The organism is Mycobacterium tuberculosis complex sp. N0072, from assembly GCF_030323725.1.
In the GTDB taxonomy this organism is placed as follows: domain Bacteria; phylum Actinomycetota; class Actinomycetes; order Mycobacteriales; family Mycobacteriaceae; genus Mycobacterium; species Mycobacterium tuberculosis.
Genome location: NZ_CP040689.1, coordinates 75,524 through 90,174 on the forward strand (window position 1 = coordinate 75,524; position 14,651 = coordinate 90,174).

The following is a 14,651-nucleotide window of genomic DNA, read 5'->3' on the forward strand; positions in this document are numbered from 1 at the left end:
GAGCCCTCATGACCAAATGGACTGCCGCCGACATTCCTGACCAGACCGGCCGGACCGCCGTCATCACGGGGGCCAACACCGGACTTGGATTCGAGACCGCCGCAGCGCTTGCCGCCCATGGTGCACACGTGGTGCTGGCTGTGCGCAACCTCGACAAGGGCAAGCAGGCGGCGGCACGCATCACCGAGGCCACCCCCGGCGCCGAAGTAGAGCTTCAGGAGCTTGACCTGACCTCGCTGGCGTCGGTGCGCGCCGCCGCGGCACAGCTGAAGTCTGACCACCAGCGCATCGACCTGCTGATCAACAACGCCGGGGTGATGTATACACCCCGACAGACCACAGCAGACGGCTTCGAGATGCAGTTCGGCACCAACCACTTGGGCCATTTCGCGTTGACCGGCCTGTTGATTGATCGACTGCTGCCCGTCGCCGGTTCACGAGTGGTCACCATCAGCAGCGTCGGCCATCGCATCCGTGCCGCAATCCATTTCGACGACCTCCAGTGGGAACGCCGGTACAGGCGGGTCGCCGCCTACGGCCAAGCCAAGCTCGCCAACCTGCTGTTCACTTATGAACTTCAGCGTCGGTTAGCACCGGGCGGAACCACCATCGCGGTCGCGTCGCACCCGGGAGTGTCCAACACCGAACTGGTCCGCAACATGCCACGGCCGCTCGTCGCGGTGGCGGCCATACTGGCGCCGCTGATGCAAGACGCCGAACTGGGGGCCCTGCCGACATTGCGTGCCGCCACCGATCCCGCGGTGCGCGGCGGCCAGTACTTCGGACCCGATGGCTTCGGTGAAATACGGGGCTACCCGAAGGTGGTGGCCTCCAGCGCCCAGTCTCACGACGAGCAGCTGCAGCGCCGCCTGTGGGCTGTGTCCGAAGAGCTCACCGGGGTCGTCTATCCCGTCGGATGAGCCGGACTCAACGGCAACGGTTGGTCAACACTCGACGATGTTGACTGCGACGTTGATGGCGAGCCCGCCGGCCGAGGTTTCCTTGTACTTGGTGTGCATGTCCGCGCCGGTGGCGCGCATGGTGTCGATGACCTGGTCGAGGGTGACGCGATGGATGCCGTCGCCGCGCAATGCCATCCGTGCGGCGTTGATGGCCTTGCCGGCGGAAATCGCGTTGCGTTCGATGCAGGGGATCTGCACCAGCCCGGCGATGGGGTCACAGGTCAGGCCGAGGCTGTGTTCCATGGCGATCTCGGCGGCGTTTTCCACTTGTCGCGGTGTGCCGCCGAGGATTTCAGCCAATCCGGCGGCGGCCATGGCGGCCGCGGAGCCGACCTCGCCCTGACAGCCGACCTCGGCTCCGGAGATCGATGCTCGCTCCTTGAACAACGATCCGATGGCTCCAGCAGTGAGCAGGAATCGCACGGTGACATCGTCGGGGTCCCCCGCGCCGGCCGACGTGTAGTGGATTGCGTAGTGCAGGACCGCCGGCACGATGCCGGCGGCACCGTTGGTCGGGGCGGTGACGACGCGCCCACCGGAGGCGTTCTCCTCGTTGACTGCCAGCGCGACCAGGTTGACCCAGTCCTCAGCGAATTCCGGCTTGCGAGTGGGGTCTTCGGCGTTCAAGCGGTCATACCACACCTTCGCTCGCCGGCGCACCCGGAGGCCGCCAGGAAGCAACCCTTCGCGAGCGATGCTCCGCTGTTCGCACTCAACCATGACGTCGCGCAGGTGCAGCAGCGCGGCGCGTACCTCGTTCTCGGTGCGGCAACATGTTTCGTTGCGCAGCGCCGCTTCGCTAATTGACACGTCGAGGCGGTCACAGATGTCCAGCAGTTCTTGGGCCGACACGTAGGGAAGGGCAACTGAGCATGGATGTTGGCCGCTGTTGCCGCTGGTCTGTTCCGTGACGATGAACCCTCCGCCCACCGAAAAATAAGTCTCGGTGGCCAAGACGCGGCCGTGTGGGCCCGCGGCAGTGAACGTCATTCCGTTGGGATGCGTTGGCAGAACGATGTCGGGATGCAGGTCGATATCACGCTCGGTCAGCGGGACCGGAATGACACCGCCGATTCGCGTCACGCCGGACGCTGCGATCTCGGCGAGCCGGCGTTCCTTGTGTTCGGTGGTAATCGTTTCTGGCTGGCAGCCTTCCAGCCCCAGCAATATCGCCGACATGGTGCCATGACCGGCTCCGGTGGCCGCGAGCGAGCCGAACAGATCCACTCGCATCGCCTCGAGGTCATCCAGGTGGCCCCGGCGGCGCAGCGCAACTACGAACTGGTTTGCCGCGCGCATCGGTCCCACGGTGTGGGAACTGGACGGCCCGATGCCGATGGTGAACAGGTCGAAGACGCTGATGGTCATGTCCGGTGCAGTTCCGGGTAGAGCGGATAGCGTGCGGCCAGCCGCTGGACCTGGGCGCGCAGCGGACCCAGCTGGTCGTCGTTGGTGGCCGTCAGTGCCGCCGCGATGAGGTCTGCCACGGCGCGGAAGTCGTTGTGGGAGAAGCCGCGTGCGGCCAGCGCCGGGGTGCCGATTCGCAGGCCCGAGGTGATCATCGGGGGACGAGGGTCGAAGGGTACCGCGTTGCGGTTGACGGTGATGTCCACGGCGGCCAACCGGTCTTCGGCTTGCTGGCCGTCGAGTTCGGCGTCGCGCAGGTCGACTAGGACGAGGTGCACATCGGTGCCGCCGGTTAGCACCGCGATGCCACGTTCGGCGACGTCGGGCTGGGTCAACCGGCCGGCAAGGATGCGCGCGCCGTCGAGGCAACGTTGTTGGCGCTGCGCGAATTCAGGTTGTGCTGCCATCTTGAATGCGGTGGCCTTGGCTGCGATGACATGCTCGAGCGGCCCGCCCTGCTGCCCAGGGAAGACCGCGGAATTGATCTTCTTGGCGATGGCCGGGTCATTGCACAAGATGATGCCGCCGCGGGGCCCGCCGAGCGTCTTGTGAGTGGTGGAGGTGACGACGTGGGCGTGCGGCACCGGGCTGGGGTGCACGCCAGCGGCGACCAGGCCGGCGAAATGCGCCATATCCACCATGAGCACGGCGTCGACTTCGTCGGCGATGGCGCGGAAGCGGGCGAAATCCAGCTGGCGTGGGTACGCCGACCAGCCGGCGATGATCATTTTGGGCCGGTGTGTGCGCGCTGCCTCGGCGACGGCATCCATGTCGACCAGGTAGTCCTCTTTGGACACCTCGTAGGCGGTGGCGTGGTAGAGCTTGCCGGAAAAGTTGATCCGCATCCCGTGGGTCAGGTGACCGCCATGAGCCAGCGACAACCCCAGGATGGTGTCGCCGGGGTTTAGCAGCGCATGCATGGTGGCGGCGTTGGCGGTGGCCCCCGAATGTGGTTGCACGTTGGCGTATTCGGCGCCAAAGAGCGCTTTGACGCGGTCGATAGCCAACTGCTCGACACCGTCGACGAATTCACAGCCACCGTAGTAGCGCCGGCCCGGGTAGCCTTCGGCGTACTTGTTGGTCAAGACCGAACCTTGGGCCTGCATCACGGCCAGCGGTGCATAGTTCTCCGAAGCGATCATCTCCAAGCCGGATTCTTGACGGCGCAGCTCGCCGTCGATCAGGGCGGCGATGTCCGGGTCGAAGGCGGTCAGGGAGTCGTTGAGGGTGTTCATCAGCTCAGTCCGGTCTGTTCGGCGTACTCGGGGGCGGTCAAGGGTGTTCCCGGAGCAATCGGCTGCCCGGCCAAATGGGCATCCGGCGGCCGCGACATCGTTTCGGCCACGGCGAGGTCGCCAACAGTTCGATCGTGCGGTTCAGACAAGGGCCAACTCCGGTTTCGACGAGCCCGGATCGCGCCGGGCTGGTTGCGCCCTCCCCGCTCTGTCCTGAAACCTGAGAGTCTGCGGCGTCGCATCATGGCGCCGCTCTACACCTTCGGTCAGGCACGGTCGGTGCGACCGTCCCTGTCTCCAGAGTTGCCTCGGCGGTGTGGTGCTTGGGCCTGAGAGATTCTCGGGGAGGAGATTGCTCCTACGGCGCCTCGACATGGAGGTTCTCCCACATCCACATCGCGTCAGCGGCTGTTCGATTGTGACGGAAAGCAACATACACACCACGCATGTGTTTTGTCACCCTGCGGTCGGTGGTAGTCGGACGGCCCAATCAGACAGCGCGGGTCATATCACGCGTTCGTGCACAGTTGGGTGTTTATCCACAGGGGTGCGTTTGTCGGCGGCTGGCGGGGCGTGGCGGCGATAGCACTCGAATATGAGTTCGATCACGGTGTCGGTGGACCCGGTGGACCCGGTGGACCCGGTGGACCCGGTGGACCCGGTGGACCCGGTGGACCCGGTGGACGCCGTGGTCGCCGCGGGATCAGACGGGCTCACTGTGGCCCGCATCGAGTCCGAGATCGGGGCCTTGGAGTTCCTGAACGAACTGCGCACTGAACTCAAGAGTGGACAGTTTCGACCTCAACCGGTGCGGGAACGCAAGATCCCCAAACCGGGCGGGTTGGGCAAGGTACGGCGGCTGGGGATTCCCACAGTGGCCGACCGGGTCGTTCAGGCGGCGTTGAAACTGGTGCTAGAACCCATCTTTGAGACCGACTTCGAGCCGGTCTCCTACGGGTTTCGGCCCGCGCGACGCGCGCACGACACGATCGCTGAGATTCACTTGTTCGGCACCCAGGAGTATCGCTGGGTGCTCGACGCTGATATCAAGGCGTGCTTTGACCGCATCGACCACGCGGACCTGATGGACCGGGTGCGTCACCGGATCAAAGACAAGCGGGTGTTGCGGCTGGTGAACTGGCAGCGCATTCGGCATCGCTGGAATTGGACCGACGTCCGCCGCTGGCTCACCGACCCCACCGGGCGGTGGCACCCCATCAGCGCGGACGGGATCACCCTGTTTAACCCCGCCGCGGTGCCCATTCGGCGATACCGCTATCGGGGCAACACGATCCCCACTCCCTGGACTCAGGCTGTCTGAACCACCCCATCGGCAGATTCCGTGAAGAGCCAGATACGGTGAAAGTCGCACGTCCGGTTCGAAGGGCGGCCACGGGAAACGGACCCGCAGCAACGCGGGCACCGCACCCATGGTCGACCCAACTGCCACGCACCCGGTGACCGGTGCGAAGTCCACCATATCGACCAGTGGGCAACCGGCGGCTCAACCGATATCGACAAACTCACCTTCACCTGCACACCCAACCACAAGCTAGTCGGGAAAGGCTGGCAGACAAGGAAACGGTCCGACGGCCAAACGGAATGGATCCCGCCACCCCACCTCGACCGCGGTGCCCACACCAACGACTACCACCACCCCGAACGCCTCTTCGACCACTAGCGGGCCGCGCCCTGACCACAAAACGTCAAGACCAGGCCCCACAAGTGCGCCACGTTGGTAGCGTCTGGGAATGCTCTTCGCGGCCCTGCGTGACATGCAATGGAGAAAGCGCCGCCTGGTCATCACGATCATCAGCACCGGGCTGATCTTCGGGATGACGCTTGTTTTGACCGGACTCGCGAACGGCTTCCGGGTGGAGGCCCGGCACACCGTCGATTCCATGGGTGTCGATGTATTCGTCGTCAGATCCGGCGCTGCTGGACCTTTTCTGGGTTCAATACCGTTTCCCGATGTTGACCTGGCCCGAGTGGCCGCTGAACCCGGTGTCATGGCCGCGGCCCCGTTGGGCAGCGTGGGGACGATCATGAAAGAAGGCACGTCGACGCGAAACGTCACGGTCTTCGGCGCGCCCGAGCACGGACCTGGCATGCCACGGGTCTCAGAGGGTCGGTCACCGTCGAAACCGGACGAAGTCGCGGCATCGAGCACGATGGGCCGACACCTCGGTGACACTGTCGAGGTCGGCGCGCGCAGATTGCGGGTCGTTGGCATTGTGCCGAATTCCACCGCGCTGGCCAAGATCCCCAATGTCTTCCTCACGACCGAGGGCTTACAGAAATTGGCGTACAACGGGCAGCCGAATATCACGTCCATCGGGATCATAGGTATGCCCCGACAGCTGCCGGAGGGTTACCAGACTTTCGATCGGGTGGGCGCTGTCAATGATTTGGTGCGCCCATTGAAGGTCGCAGTGAATTCGATCTCGATCGTGGCTGTTTTGCTGTGGATTGTGGCGGTGCTGATCGTCGGCTCGGTGGTGTACCTTTCGGCTCTTGAGCGGCTACGTGACTTCGCGGTGTTCAAGGCGATTGGCACGCCAACGCGCTCGATTATGGCCGGGCTCGCATTACAGGCGCTGGTCATTGCGTTGCTTGCGGCGGTGGTGGGCGTCGTCCTGGCGCAGGTGTTGGCACCACTGTTTCCGATGATTGTCGCGGTACCCGTCGGTGCTTACCTGGCGCTACCGGTGGCCGCGATCGTCATCGGTCTGTTCGCTAGTGTTGCCGGATTGAAGCGCGTGGTGACGGTCGATCCCGCGCAGGCGTTCGGAGGTCCCTAGCGGTGGGCGATCTCAGCATTCAGAACCTCGTCGTTGAGTACTACAGCGGTGGATACGCGCTTAGGCCGATCAACGGTTTGAACCTCGACGTGGCAGCCGGGTCGTTGGTGATGCTGCTCGGACCCAGCGGCTGCGGCAAGACGACACTGCTTTCCTGTCTGGGCGGCATTCTGCGCCCGAAGTCTGGGGCGATCAAGTTCGACGAAGTCGACATCACGACGCTACAAGGCGCCGAGCTGGCGAACTACCGGCGTAACAAGGTCGGCATCGTGTTCCAGGCGTTCAATCTGGTGCCCAGCCTGACCGCTGTCGAGAACGTGATGGTGCCGTTACGCTCGGCCGGGATGTCACGCAGGGCGTCGCGTAGGCGTGCCGAAGAACTGCTGGCGCGCGTCAATCTCGCGGAACGAATGAATCATCGACCCGGTGATCTGAGCGGAGGTCAGCAGCAACGAGTCGCGGTGGCACGCGCGATTGCGCTGGATCCGCCACTGATCCTCGCTGACGAACCGACCGCACACCTGGATTTCATCCAGGTGGAGGAGGTGCTGCGGTTGATCCGCGAACTGGCCGATGGCGAGCGTGTGGTCGTGGTCGCAACCCACGACAGCAGGATGTTGCCGATGGCCGATCGCGTCGTTGAGCTGACACCCGATTTCGCGGAGACAAATCGGCCACCTGAAACCGTACATCTTCAGGCCGGCGAGGTGCTGTTCGAGCAGAGCACGATGGGCGACCTGATCTACGTGGTGTCGGAGGGCGAGTTTGAGATTGTGCACGAATTGGCCGACGGCGGTGAGGAATTGGTCAAGGTTGCCGGGCCGGGGGATTACTTCGGCGAGATAGGCGTGCTGTTTCACCTGCCGCGCTCGGCGACCGTGCGTGCCCGCAGCGACGCGACGGCCGTCGGCTATACCGTGCAGGCGTTTCGTGAGCGGCTCGGCGTGGGGGGTCTGCGCGATCTGATCGAGCATCGTGCGCTTGCCAACGACTAACCCGGCTTGGCCGGAACTAGCCACTGCCGGGGCAGCGGTGGCGGTTCACACCGCGTGCGCGTTTGGAGGTCCCTGAGCGATGGGCGATCTGAGCATTAGCCAGGTGTCGGCGCGTCCGGGACGGATCGGGATTCGCGCTAGGCAAATGTTCGACGGATACCGGTTTCAGCGTGGTCCGTGCTGGTCGTGGTCGAGGATGGTCGGATCAGCGCGGTCGATTTTGCTGGCTCCGCCTGCCCCGATATGAACCTGGTTGATCTGGGTGAATCGACTTTGTTGCCGGGTCTGGTGGATGCGCATGCGCATTTGTGCTGGGACCCCGACGGTAGGCCAGAGGATTTGGCCGGCGACCCCCATGCGGTGCTGGTGGGACGGGCGCGACGGCACGCCGCGGCCGCGTTGCGCTCCGGGATCACCACGATTCGCGATCTCGGCGACCGTGACTATGCGGCCTTGGCGCTGCGGGAGGAGTATCGGCAGAAAACGACGGTGGGGCCGGAACTGGTGGTTTCTGGGCCACCATTGACTCGCAGCGGCGGGCATTGCTGGTTCCTCGGCGGCGTGGCCGATAGCGTCGAGGAGCTGGTTGATGCGGTGCAGGAGCGGGCCGCGCGGGGAGCGGATTGGATCAAGGTGATGGCCACGGGCGGATTCGTTACCACAGCATCCGATCCGTGGCAGCCGCAGTACGGCAGCGGCCAACTGGCCGCGGTGGTGGCGGCCGCCGAGCAGGTAGGTCTACCGGTGACCGCACATGCACATGCCACCGCAGGGATCGCCGCGGCGGTCGCCGCGGGTGTTGACGGCATCGAGCACTGCACGTTCTTGAGCGAAGGCAGCGCCGCCGCCAGCCCGGATGTTGTTGAAGCGATTGTTGCCCAAGGTGTGTGGTGCGGTATGACGATTCCCCGGGTGTATCCGGAGATGCCGGAGAACCTTGTCGCGGTTGTGCAGGATGGATGGCGAAACATCCGCCGGCTCATCGACGCCGGTGCGCGTGTCGCCCTGTCCACCGACGCTGGAGTCGCCCCGGGCAGACGCCATGACGTGCTCCCCGACGATTTGGTGTATCTGTCTCGACACGGGTTCACCAGCACAGAGGTGCTGACCGGCGCCACCGCAGCGGCCGCTGCCAGCTGTGGGCTCGGCCACCGCAAGGGTCGCATCGCGCCGGGCTACGACGCTGATCTGCTGGCTGTTGCGGCAGGTGTGGACCATGACCCCGCCGGACTCTGCGACGTCAAAGCCGTCTGGCGCAGCGGAACCCAGGTACCGCTACAAGCATCCGCTGTGGGCTACAACACCCCGTCATAACCCCGTCATAAAATGCAGGACAGCATCTTCAATCTGTTGACCGAGGAACAGCTTCGGGGTCGCAACACGCTCAAGTGGAACTATTTCGGGCCCGATGTAGTGCCACTGTGGCTGGCGGAGATGGACTTTCCCACCGCACCGGCTGTGCTCGACGGGGTGCGGGCGTGCGTCGACAACGAGGAGTTCGGCTACCCGCCGTTGGGCGAGGACAGCCTGCCGAGGGCGACGGCCGATTGGTGCCGACAACGCTACGGTTGGTGCCCCCGACCGGACTGGGTCCGCGTCGTGCCGGATGTCCTGAAGGGGATGGAAGTCGTCGTCGAATTCCTTACCCGGCCGGAGAGTCCGGTCGCGTTGCCGGTTCCGGCTTACATGCCGTTTTTCGACGTCCTGCACGTCACCGGCCGCCAACGAGTGGAAGTCCCAATGGTGCAGCAAGACTCGGGACGCTACCTGCTGGACCTGGACGCTCTGCAGGCCGCGTTCGTCCGCGGTGCCGGATCGGTGATTATCTGCAATCCGAATAACCCACTGGGTACGGCGTGCACCGAAGCCGAGCTACGTGCGATTGTGGATATCGCGGCCCGCCACGGCGCCCGGGTGATCGCGGATGAGATCTGGGCACCGGTGGTCTACGGATCGCGCCATGTCGCCGCCGCTTCGGTGTCGGAGGCGGCGGCTGAAGTCGTGGTCACGTTGGTGTCGGCGTCCAAAGGCTGGAACTTGCCGGGTCTGATGTGCGCTCAGGTGATCCTGTCTAACCGCCGTGACGCCCACGACTGGGACCGGATCAACATGTTGCACCGCATGGGCGCATCAACGGTCGGTATCCGCGCGAACATCGCCGCCTACCATCATGGCGAATCTTGGTTGGACGAGCTGCTCCCTTATCTGCGGGCGAACCGTGATCATCTGGCACGGGCGCTGCCGGAGTTAGCTCCCGGGGTAGAGGTCAACGCTCCGGACGGTACCTACCTGTCGTGGGTGGATTTCCGTGCGCTGGCTCTGCCGTCTGAACCGGCGGAATACCTGCTCTCGAAGGCGAAGGTGGCGCTGTCGCCTGGCATTCCGTTCGGCGCCGCGGTGGGCTCGGGATTTGCGCGGCTGAACTTCGCCACCACCCGCGCAATACTGGATCGGGCGATCGAGGCTATCGCGGCCGCCCTGCGCGACATCATCGATTAAGCCAACCAGTAGATTCACAACGCTGCGGCGTGTTGGGTCAGGCTGAAGAAGATGTAGGCGAGGCAGATCAGGAAGTTCAGTGCCACGAGAACCAAACCCAGACAGATTAGTGAATGCGTGGCTCGGCGTTGTAGGCGGTGGAATTTCGCGACGCGCTTCTCATGGTTCAGCTGGGTCACGATCAGTGCGAACTTGACGTCGGTCCATTCTTCGTCGGCGGCGGGAGCGCCCAACAGCATTTCCTGAAGGCGCTTCGGCGGGGCTTCGACGCCGACCCGCGCGAAGTGCTGGCTCAGCCGCCGGGCTTGCCTGCGGCCAAGAATCTGACCCCGCACCGGTGGCTGATGCGAGAGCTTCCTTCGTTCGTCCCCCCAGTGGTTGGACGGGGTCGTCACAGCGGGCATTCTAAGTCCCGCGGGCCACAAAAGGCAGTGCCGCGGAACTTCTTGGCCCAAACGGGCACCCGGCTACGTGCGCACCGCGACCGTCGACAACTGGTCGGCGAGCCGGTCCGGGGAATCCACCATCGAGAACGTCCGTGCTCCCTCGATTACCTCGAAACGGGCGCGCGGGATGGTCGCGGCGAGCCGTTGACCGTTCTCGAGTGCGAAGAACACGTCATCCGCCGACCACGCGATGAGCGCCGGCTTGTCGAATTCAGGCAGCCGGGCGGCGACTGCGGTGGTGACTTCGGTGCGCAGCGATAGCGAGAGCTGACGCAGGTCTTCGGCGATGGCCGGGTTGGATAGCGCCGGACGAACCCAGGCCCGGGTGAGATGGTCGATGTTGTGGTGCGACAAACCGGCATACGCGCGGTTACGCGCGGCCGGTGCCCGCATCACCTGGATCGCGGCCCGGAACAGGGTGGCCGATTTCGCGGCCAGGATCACCGGTTTGAGGATCGGCGGCGGAAAGTGTTCGAACGCATCGCAACTAGTGAGGACCAGGGCACCGAGCCGTTCGGGATAGTGGACCGCGACGAGCTGGGTGACGACCCCGCCGGTGTCGTTGCCGACCAGCACCACGTCCTTGAGCTCGAGCGCGGCAAGGACGTCGGCGACGATGCCGGCAACCCCGCCGATGGTCTGGTCGGCGCCGGGGCGTAGCGGCTTAGGATGCGCACCCAGCGGCCAGGTGGGGGCGATGCAGCGCAGGCCACGACCGGCGAGTCGCTCACTGACCCGTCGCCATAGTTGACCGCCCATCATGTACCCGTGCACGAACACGACAGGCCTGCCAGTTTCGGGTCCGGTTGCTTCGTAATGAATAGTTCCGGCACTAATGTCGATCGTCGACATGGATGCCCACCCTTCGAGGTACATTTACAAGCAGACTGCCGGTAACTTACCAACAGATTGTATGGAAATCAAGAGACGCACCCAGGAGGAACGCTCCGCGGCGACCCGCGAGGCGCTGATCACCGGGGCCCGCAAGCTGTGGGGGTTACGGGGTTATGCGGAGGTGGGGACGCCGGAAATCGCGACCGAGGCGGGGGTCACGCGGGGGGCGATGTACCACCAATTCGCCGATAAAGCAGCACTATTCCGCGATGTGGTGGAGGTCGTGGAGCAAGACGTGATGGCCCGGATGGCCACCTTGGTCGCCGCCTCGGGGGCGGCGACGCCGGCCGATGCAATCCGGGCAGCGGTCGATGCCTGGCTCGAGGTATCTGGTGATCCGGAGGTGCGTCAGCTGATCCTGCTGGATGCGCCCGTCGTGCTGGGCTGGGCGGGTTTCCGCGACGTCGCCCAGCGATACAGCCTGGGCATGACCGAACAGTTGATCACCGAGGCGATCCGGGCCGGCCAGTTGGCTCGTCAACCGGTGCGGCCGCTGGCCCAGGTGCTCATTGGCGCGCTCGACGAGGCGGCGATGTTCATCGCCACCGCCGACGACCCCAAGCGCGCCCGTCGGGAGACCAGACAGGTGCTGCGCCGGCTCATCGACGGGATGCTTAACGGCTAGCGCTGGGCGCGGCCTCGGCAAAATGGCTTGCGGACCGGGATCTGAGTTCCAGAACTGGGCGCAGGACTGGCTGGTCACCACTTGGCGGCGAGGCGTGTCCATTCCGCTGCCAGGTCGCGGTCCCGGTGGAAGCCGCGCAGGGTAATCAGCTCGATAGCTTTGCGCGCATCTTGGATATCTTGAGGCGATGCGGCGTCCACGAGCGCACGTAGATCACTGCGATCCTGGGGTCGCCGATCATCATCTCTCGCAAGAAGTTTCATCGCGATCAGATGCGCCGTTGTGGCCACCGGAGCGACTAGATCGGGCAAGATCTCGATCTCCTCGGCAGCCTCCGCAATCTCCGGTTCGATGCCACAGCTCGCGAAAAGGAGGTCCACCACAACATTCGCGGCAGTGTCTGCGGTTGCTCCGAGACGGACCGCTGCCAACCGTCTGGCCGCGTCCTGCTCTACCGACGCCAGGAGATGGTACTGCTGGGTAAGAAGTTGACGGACTAAAGATTCCGCGGCATCGTCGTTTGCCACCGCGACAACAATGTCCACGTCACGGGTGAAACGTGGTTCGGATCGCGCAGACACCGCGAAACCACCAACCAGCGCCCACCGCTGACGCAATCCGGTCAGGTCCTTGGCGACCCTACGGAGTGTCGACTCCACAGCGTTCATGTGAACCGTGTGGACGTCGGGCCTGCGCTGTCACCCTCCTCCGCCCCGGGACGCGTCATCCTCCACGCGTCGATAGCTGCTTCAATTTCAACAACGTCCGCATTGGGCCGTTCACGACCCAGCCTCATGCGCTGCATCTGCTCGCCAACCTCGTACATGTCCAGAGCGAGCCTCAGCTTCTGCGCAGCGACGGAAACTGCCACACTCAAAGCCTACTGGGCGCACGTGTGGCAACGAGTCGATCCACACGAAATGCCGCCGTTGGGCCGCGGACTAGCCGAATTTTCCGGGTGGTGACACAGCCCACATTTGGCATGGGACTTTCGGCCCTGTCCGCGTCCGTGTCGGCCAGACAAGCTTTGGGCATTGGCCACAATCGGGCCACAATCGAAAGCCGAGCAGGTGGAACCGAAACGCAGTCGCCTCGTCGTATGTGCACCCGAGCCATCGCACGCGCGGGAATTCCCGGATGTCGCCGTATTCTCCGGCGGCCGGGCTAACGCATCCCAGGCCGAACGGTTGGCTCGTGCCGTGGGTCGCGTGTTGGCCGATCGGGGCGTCACCGGGGGTGCTCGGGTGCGGCTGACCATGGCGAACTGCGCCGATGGGCCGACGCTGGTGCAGATAAACCTGCAGGTAGGTGACACCCCATTAAGGGCGCAGGCCGCCACCGCGGGCATCGATGATCTGCGACCCGCACTGATCAGACTGGATCGACAGATCGTGCGGGCGTCGGCACAGTGGTGCCCCCGGCCTTGGCCGGATCGGCCCCGCCGGCGATTGACCACGCCGGCCGAGGCGCTAGTCACCCGCCGCAAACCGGTCGTGCTAAGGCGCGCAACCCCGTTGCAGGCGATTGCCGCTATGGACGCCATGGACTACGACGTGCATTTGTTCACCGACGCCGAGACGGGGGAGGACGCTGTGGTCTATCGGGCTGGACCGTCGGGGCTGCGGCTGGCCCGCCAGCACCACGTATTTCCCCCAGGATGGTCACGTTGTCGCGCCCCAGCCGGGCCGCCGGTGCCGCTGATTGTGAATTCGCGTCCGACACCGGTTCTCACGGAGGCCGCCGCGGTGGACCGGGCGCGCGAACATGGACTGCCATTCCTGTTTTTCACCGACCAGGCCACCGGCCGCGGCCAGCTGCTCTACTCCCGCTACGACGGCAACCTCGGGTTGATCACCCCGACCGGTGACGGCGTTGCCGACGGTCTGGCATGAGCCTGGGCTCGCGGCGCGCCAGCCCGCAAAGCGCCCGGGAGGTGGTCGAGCTCGACCGTGACGAGGCGATGCGGTTGCTGGCCAGCGTTGACCATGGGCGTGTGGTGTTCACCCGCGCGGCGCTGCCGGCGATCCGTCCAGTCAATCACCTCGTGGTCGACGGTCGGGTGATCGTGCGCACCCGCCTGACGGCCAACGTGTCCGTTGCGGTGCGATCGAGCGCCGATGCCGGTGTCGTGGTCGCCTACGAAGCCGACGACCTTGATCCGCGGCGTCGGACGGGGTGGAGTGTGGTGGTGACGGGACTGGCGACCGAGGTCAGCGATCCCGAGCAGGTTGCCCGCTACCAGCGGCTGCTACACCCGTGGGTGAACATGGCGATGGACACCGTGGTCGCGATCGAACCCGAGATCGTCACCGGCATCCGCATCGTTGCTGACTCGCGTACGCCGTAGCCGATTGGCCGCGGGCGGCCCGCACGCATCCGCACTATCTGATAAATTCTTCAACTCGTCAACCGATGTAACGCTGAAGCTCTCAGGAGACGCGGTGGAGTCCGAACCGCTGTACAAGCTCAAGGCGGAGTTCTTCAAAACCCTTGCGCATCCGGCGCGGATCAGGATTTTGGAGCTGCTGGTCGAGCGGGACCGTTCGGTCGGTGAGTTGCTGTCCTCGGACGTCGGCCTGGAGTCGTCGAACCTGTCCCAGCAGCTGGGTGTGCTACGCCGGGCGGGTGTTGTCGCGGCACGTCGTGACGGCAACGCGATGATCTATTCGATTGCCGCACCCGATATCGCCGAGCTGCTGGCGGTGGCACGCAAGGTGCTGGCCAGGGTGCTCAGCGATCGGGTGGCGGTGCTAGAGGACCTCCGCGCCGGCGGCTCGGCCACGTAAC

General features: G+C 64.8%; 15 protein-coding genes, 2 pseudogenes and 1 riboswitch. Of the genes and pseudogenes, 11 read left to right on the top strand and 6 right to left on the bottom strand.

Going from position 1 to position 14,651, the window contains the following annotated elements:
- Window positions 1–8 precede the first annotated feature (8 nt).
- Complete coding sequence (locus tag FF952_RS00375; RefSeq protein ID WP_003899798.1) at window positions 9–920, top strand: SDR family NAD(P)-dependent oxidoreductase; 912 nt, start codon at window positions 9–11, stop codon at window positions 918–920.
- A 24-nt stretch (window positions 921–944) separates the two neighbouring features.
- Here the strand turns inward: FF952_RS00375 and FF952_RS00380 are convergent, their stop codons facing one another.
- Both FF952_RS00380 and glyA read right to left on the bottom strand, forming a co-directional pair.
- Window positions 945–2,330, bottom strand: a complete 1,386-nt coding sequence (locus FF952_RS00380; protein ID WP_003400600.1) for an L-serine ammonia-lyase — start codon at window positions 2,328–2,330, stop codon at window positions 945–947.
- A complete protein-coding gene (glyA, locus tag FF952_RS00385; protein ID WP_003899799.1) occupies window positions 2,327–3,604 on the bottom strand; it encodes a serine hydroxymethyltransferase in 1,278 nt (425 codons plus the stop codon). The genes FF952_RS00380 and glyA overlap by 4 nt, the downstream gene beginning before the upstream one ends.
- A 307-nt stretch (window positions 3,605–3,911) precedes the next feature.
- Window positions 3,912–4,002, bottom strand: a riboswitch (glycine riboswitch).
- 197 nt (window positions 4,003–4,199) lie between these two features.
- Between glyA and FF952_RS00390 the strand changes: the two genes are divergently transcribed.
- The 6 genes and pseudogenes from FF952_RS00390 to FF952_RS00415 all read left to right on the top strand — a co-directional run bounded on the left by FF952_RS00390 (window position 4,200) and on the right by FF952_RS00415 (window position 9,899).
- Window positions 4,200–4,925: a reverse transcriptase domain-containing protein gene (locus FF952_RS00390; RefSeq protein ID WP_003899800.1), complete on the top strand. Its 726-nt coding sequence runs from the start codon at window positions 4,200–4,202 to the stop codon at window positions 4,923–4,925.
- 87 nt (window positions 4,926–5,012) lie between these two features.
- A pseudogene (locus FF952_RS00395) lies at window positions 5,013–5,285 on the top strand (HNH endonuclease); the annotation flags it as partial.
- Window positions 5,286–5,355: 70 nt separating this feature from the next.
- Window positions 5,356–6,405 carry an ABC transporter permease gene (locus FF952_RS00400; protein ID WP_003400616.1) on the top strand — a complete coding sequence of 350 codons (1,050 nt, stop codon included), beginning with the start codon at window positions 5,356–5,358 and terminating at the stop codon, window positions 6,403–6,405.
- Between the two features lie 2 nt (window positions 6,406–6,407).
- The gene (locus FF952_RS00405; protein WP_003899801.1) at window positions 6,408–7,400 is read left to right on the top strand and encodes an ABC transporter ATP-binding protein; all 993 of its coding nucleotides are present in this window, start codon (window positions 6,408–6,410) and stop codon (window positions 7,398–7,400) included.
- 79 nt (window positions 7,401–7,479) lie between these two features.
- A pseudogene (locus FF952_RS00410) lies at window positions 7,480–8,714 on the top strand (metal-dependent hydrolase family protein).
- A 12-nt stretch (window positions 8,715–8,726) separates the two neighbouring features.
- Complete coding sequence (locus FF952_RS00415; protein WP_003905225.1) at window positions 8,727–9,899, top strand: MalY/PatB family protein; 1,173 nt, start codon at window positions 8,727–8,729, stop codon at window positions 9,897–9,899.
- Window positions 9,900–9,913: 14 nt separating this feature from the next.
- On the opposite strand, the gene FF952_RS00420 is transcribed toward FF952_RS00415, so the two are convergent.
- Together FF952_RS00420 and FF952_RS00425 are read right to left on the bottom strand one after the other, a co-directional pair.
- On the bottom strand, window positions 9,914–10,294 hold the full coding sequence (locus tag FF952_RS00420; RefSeq protein WP_003913085.1) for a hypothetical protein: 381 nt from the start codon (window positions 10,292–10,294) through the stop codon (window positions 9,914–9,916).
- A gap of 72 nt (window positions 10,295–10,366) precedes the next feature.
- Complete coding sequence (locus tag FF952_RS00425) at window positions 10,367–11,197, bottom strand: alpha/beta fold hydrolase (protein ID WP_003900801.1); 831 nt, start codon at window positions 11,195–11,197, stop codon at window positions 10,367–10,369.
- Window positions 11,198–11,258: 61 nt separating this feature from the next.
- Between FF952_RS00425 and FF952_RS00430 the strand changes: the two genes are divergently transcribed.
- Window positions 11,259–11,864 (top strand): TetR/AcrR family transcriptional regulator, encoded by a 606-nt coding sequence (locus FF952_RS00430; RefSeq protein WP_003899803.1) that lies wholly within the window; start codon window positions 11,259–11,261, stop codon window positions 11,862–11,864.
- A gap of 74 nt (window positions 11,865–11,938) precedes the next feature.
- On the opposite strand, the gene FF952_RS00435 is transcribed toward FF952_RS00430, so the two are convergent.
- Together FF952_RS00435 and FF952_RS00440 are read right to left on the bottom strand one after the other, a co-directional pair.
- The gene (locus FF952_RS00435; protein WP_003400645.1) at window positions 11,939–12,532 is read right to left on the bottom strand and encodes a nucleotidyl transferase AbiEii/AbiGii toxin family protein; all 594 of its coding nucleotides are present in this window, start codon (window positions 12,530–12,532) and stop codon (window positions 11,939–11,941) included.
- Complete coding sequence (locus tag FF952_RS00440) at window positions 12,529–12,735, bottom strand: hypothetical protein (protein ID WP_003400649.1); 207 nt, start codon at window positions 12,733–12,735, stop codon at window positions 12,529–12,531. The genes FF952_RS00435 and FF952_RS00440 overlap by 4 nt, the downstream gene beginning before the upstream one ends.
- A 199-nt stretch (window positions 12,736–12,934) precedes the next feature.
- Between FF952_RS00440 and FF952_RS00445 the strand changes: the two genes are divergently transcribed.
- The 3 genes from FF952_RS00445 to FF952_RS00455 all read left to right on the top strand — a co-directional run bounded on the left by FF952_RS00445 (window position 12,935) and on the right by FF952_RS00455 (window position 14,650).
- Complete coding sequence (locus tag FF952_RS00445; RefSeq protein WP_003400655.1) at window positions 12,935–13,756, top strand: dormancy-associated translation inhibitor; 822 nt, start codon at window positions 12,935–12,937, stop codon at window positions 13,754–13,756.
- Window positions 13,753–14,211 (top strand): pyridoxamine 5'-phosphate oxidase family protein, encoded by a 459-nt coding sequence (locus tag FF952_RS00450; RefSeq protein WP_031656748.1) that lies wholly within the window; start codon window positions 13,753–13,755, stop codon window positions 14,209–14,211. Before FF952_RS00445 ends, FF952_RS00450 begins: the two co-directional genes overlap by 4 nt.
- A 94-nt stretch (window positions 14,212–14,305) precedes the next feature.
- On the top strand, window positions 14,306–14,650 hold the full coding sequence (locus FF952_RS00455) for a lsr2/espR transcriptional regulator (RefSeq protein WP_003400657.1): 345 nt from the start codon (window positions 14,306–14,308) through the stop codon (window positions 14,648–14,650).
- Window position 14,651 lies beyond the last annotated feature (1 nt).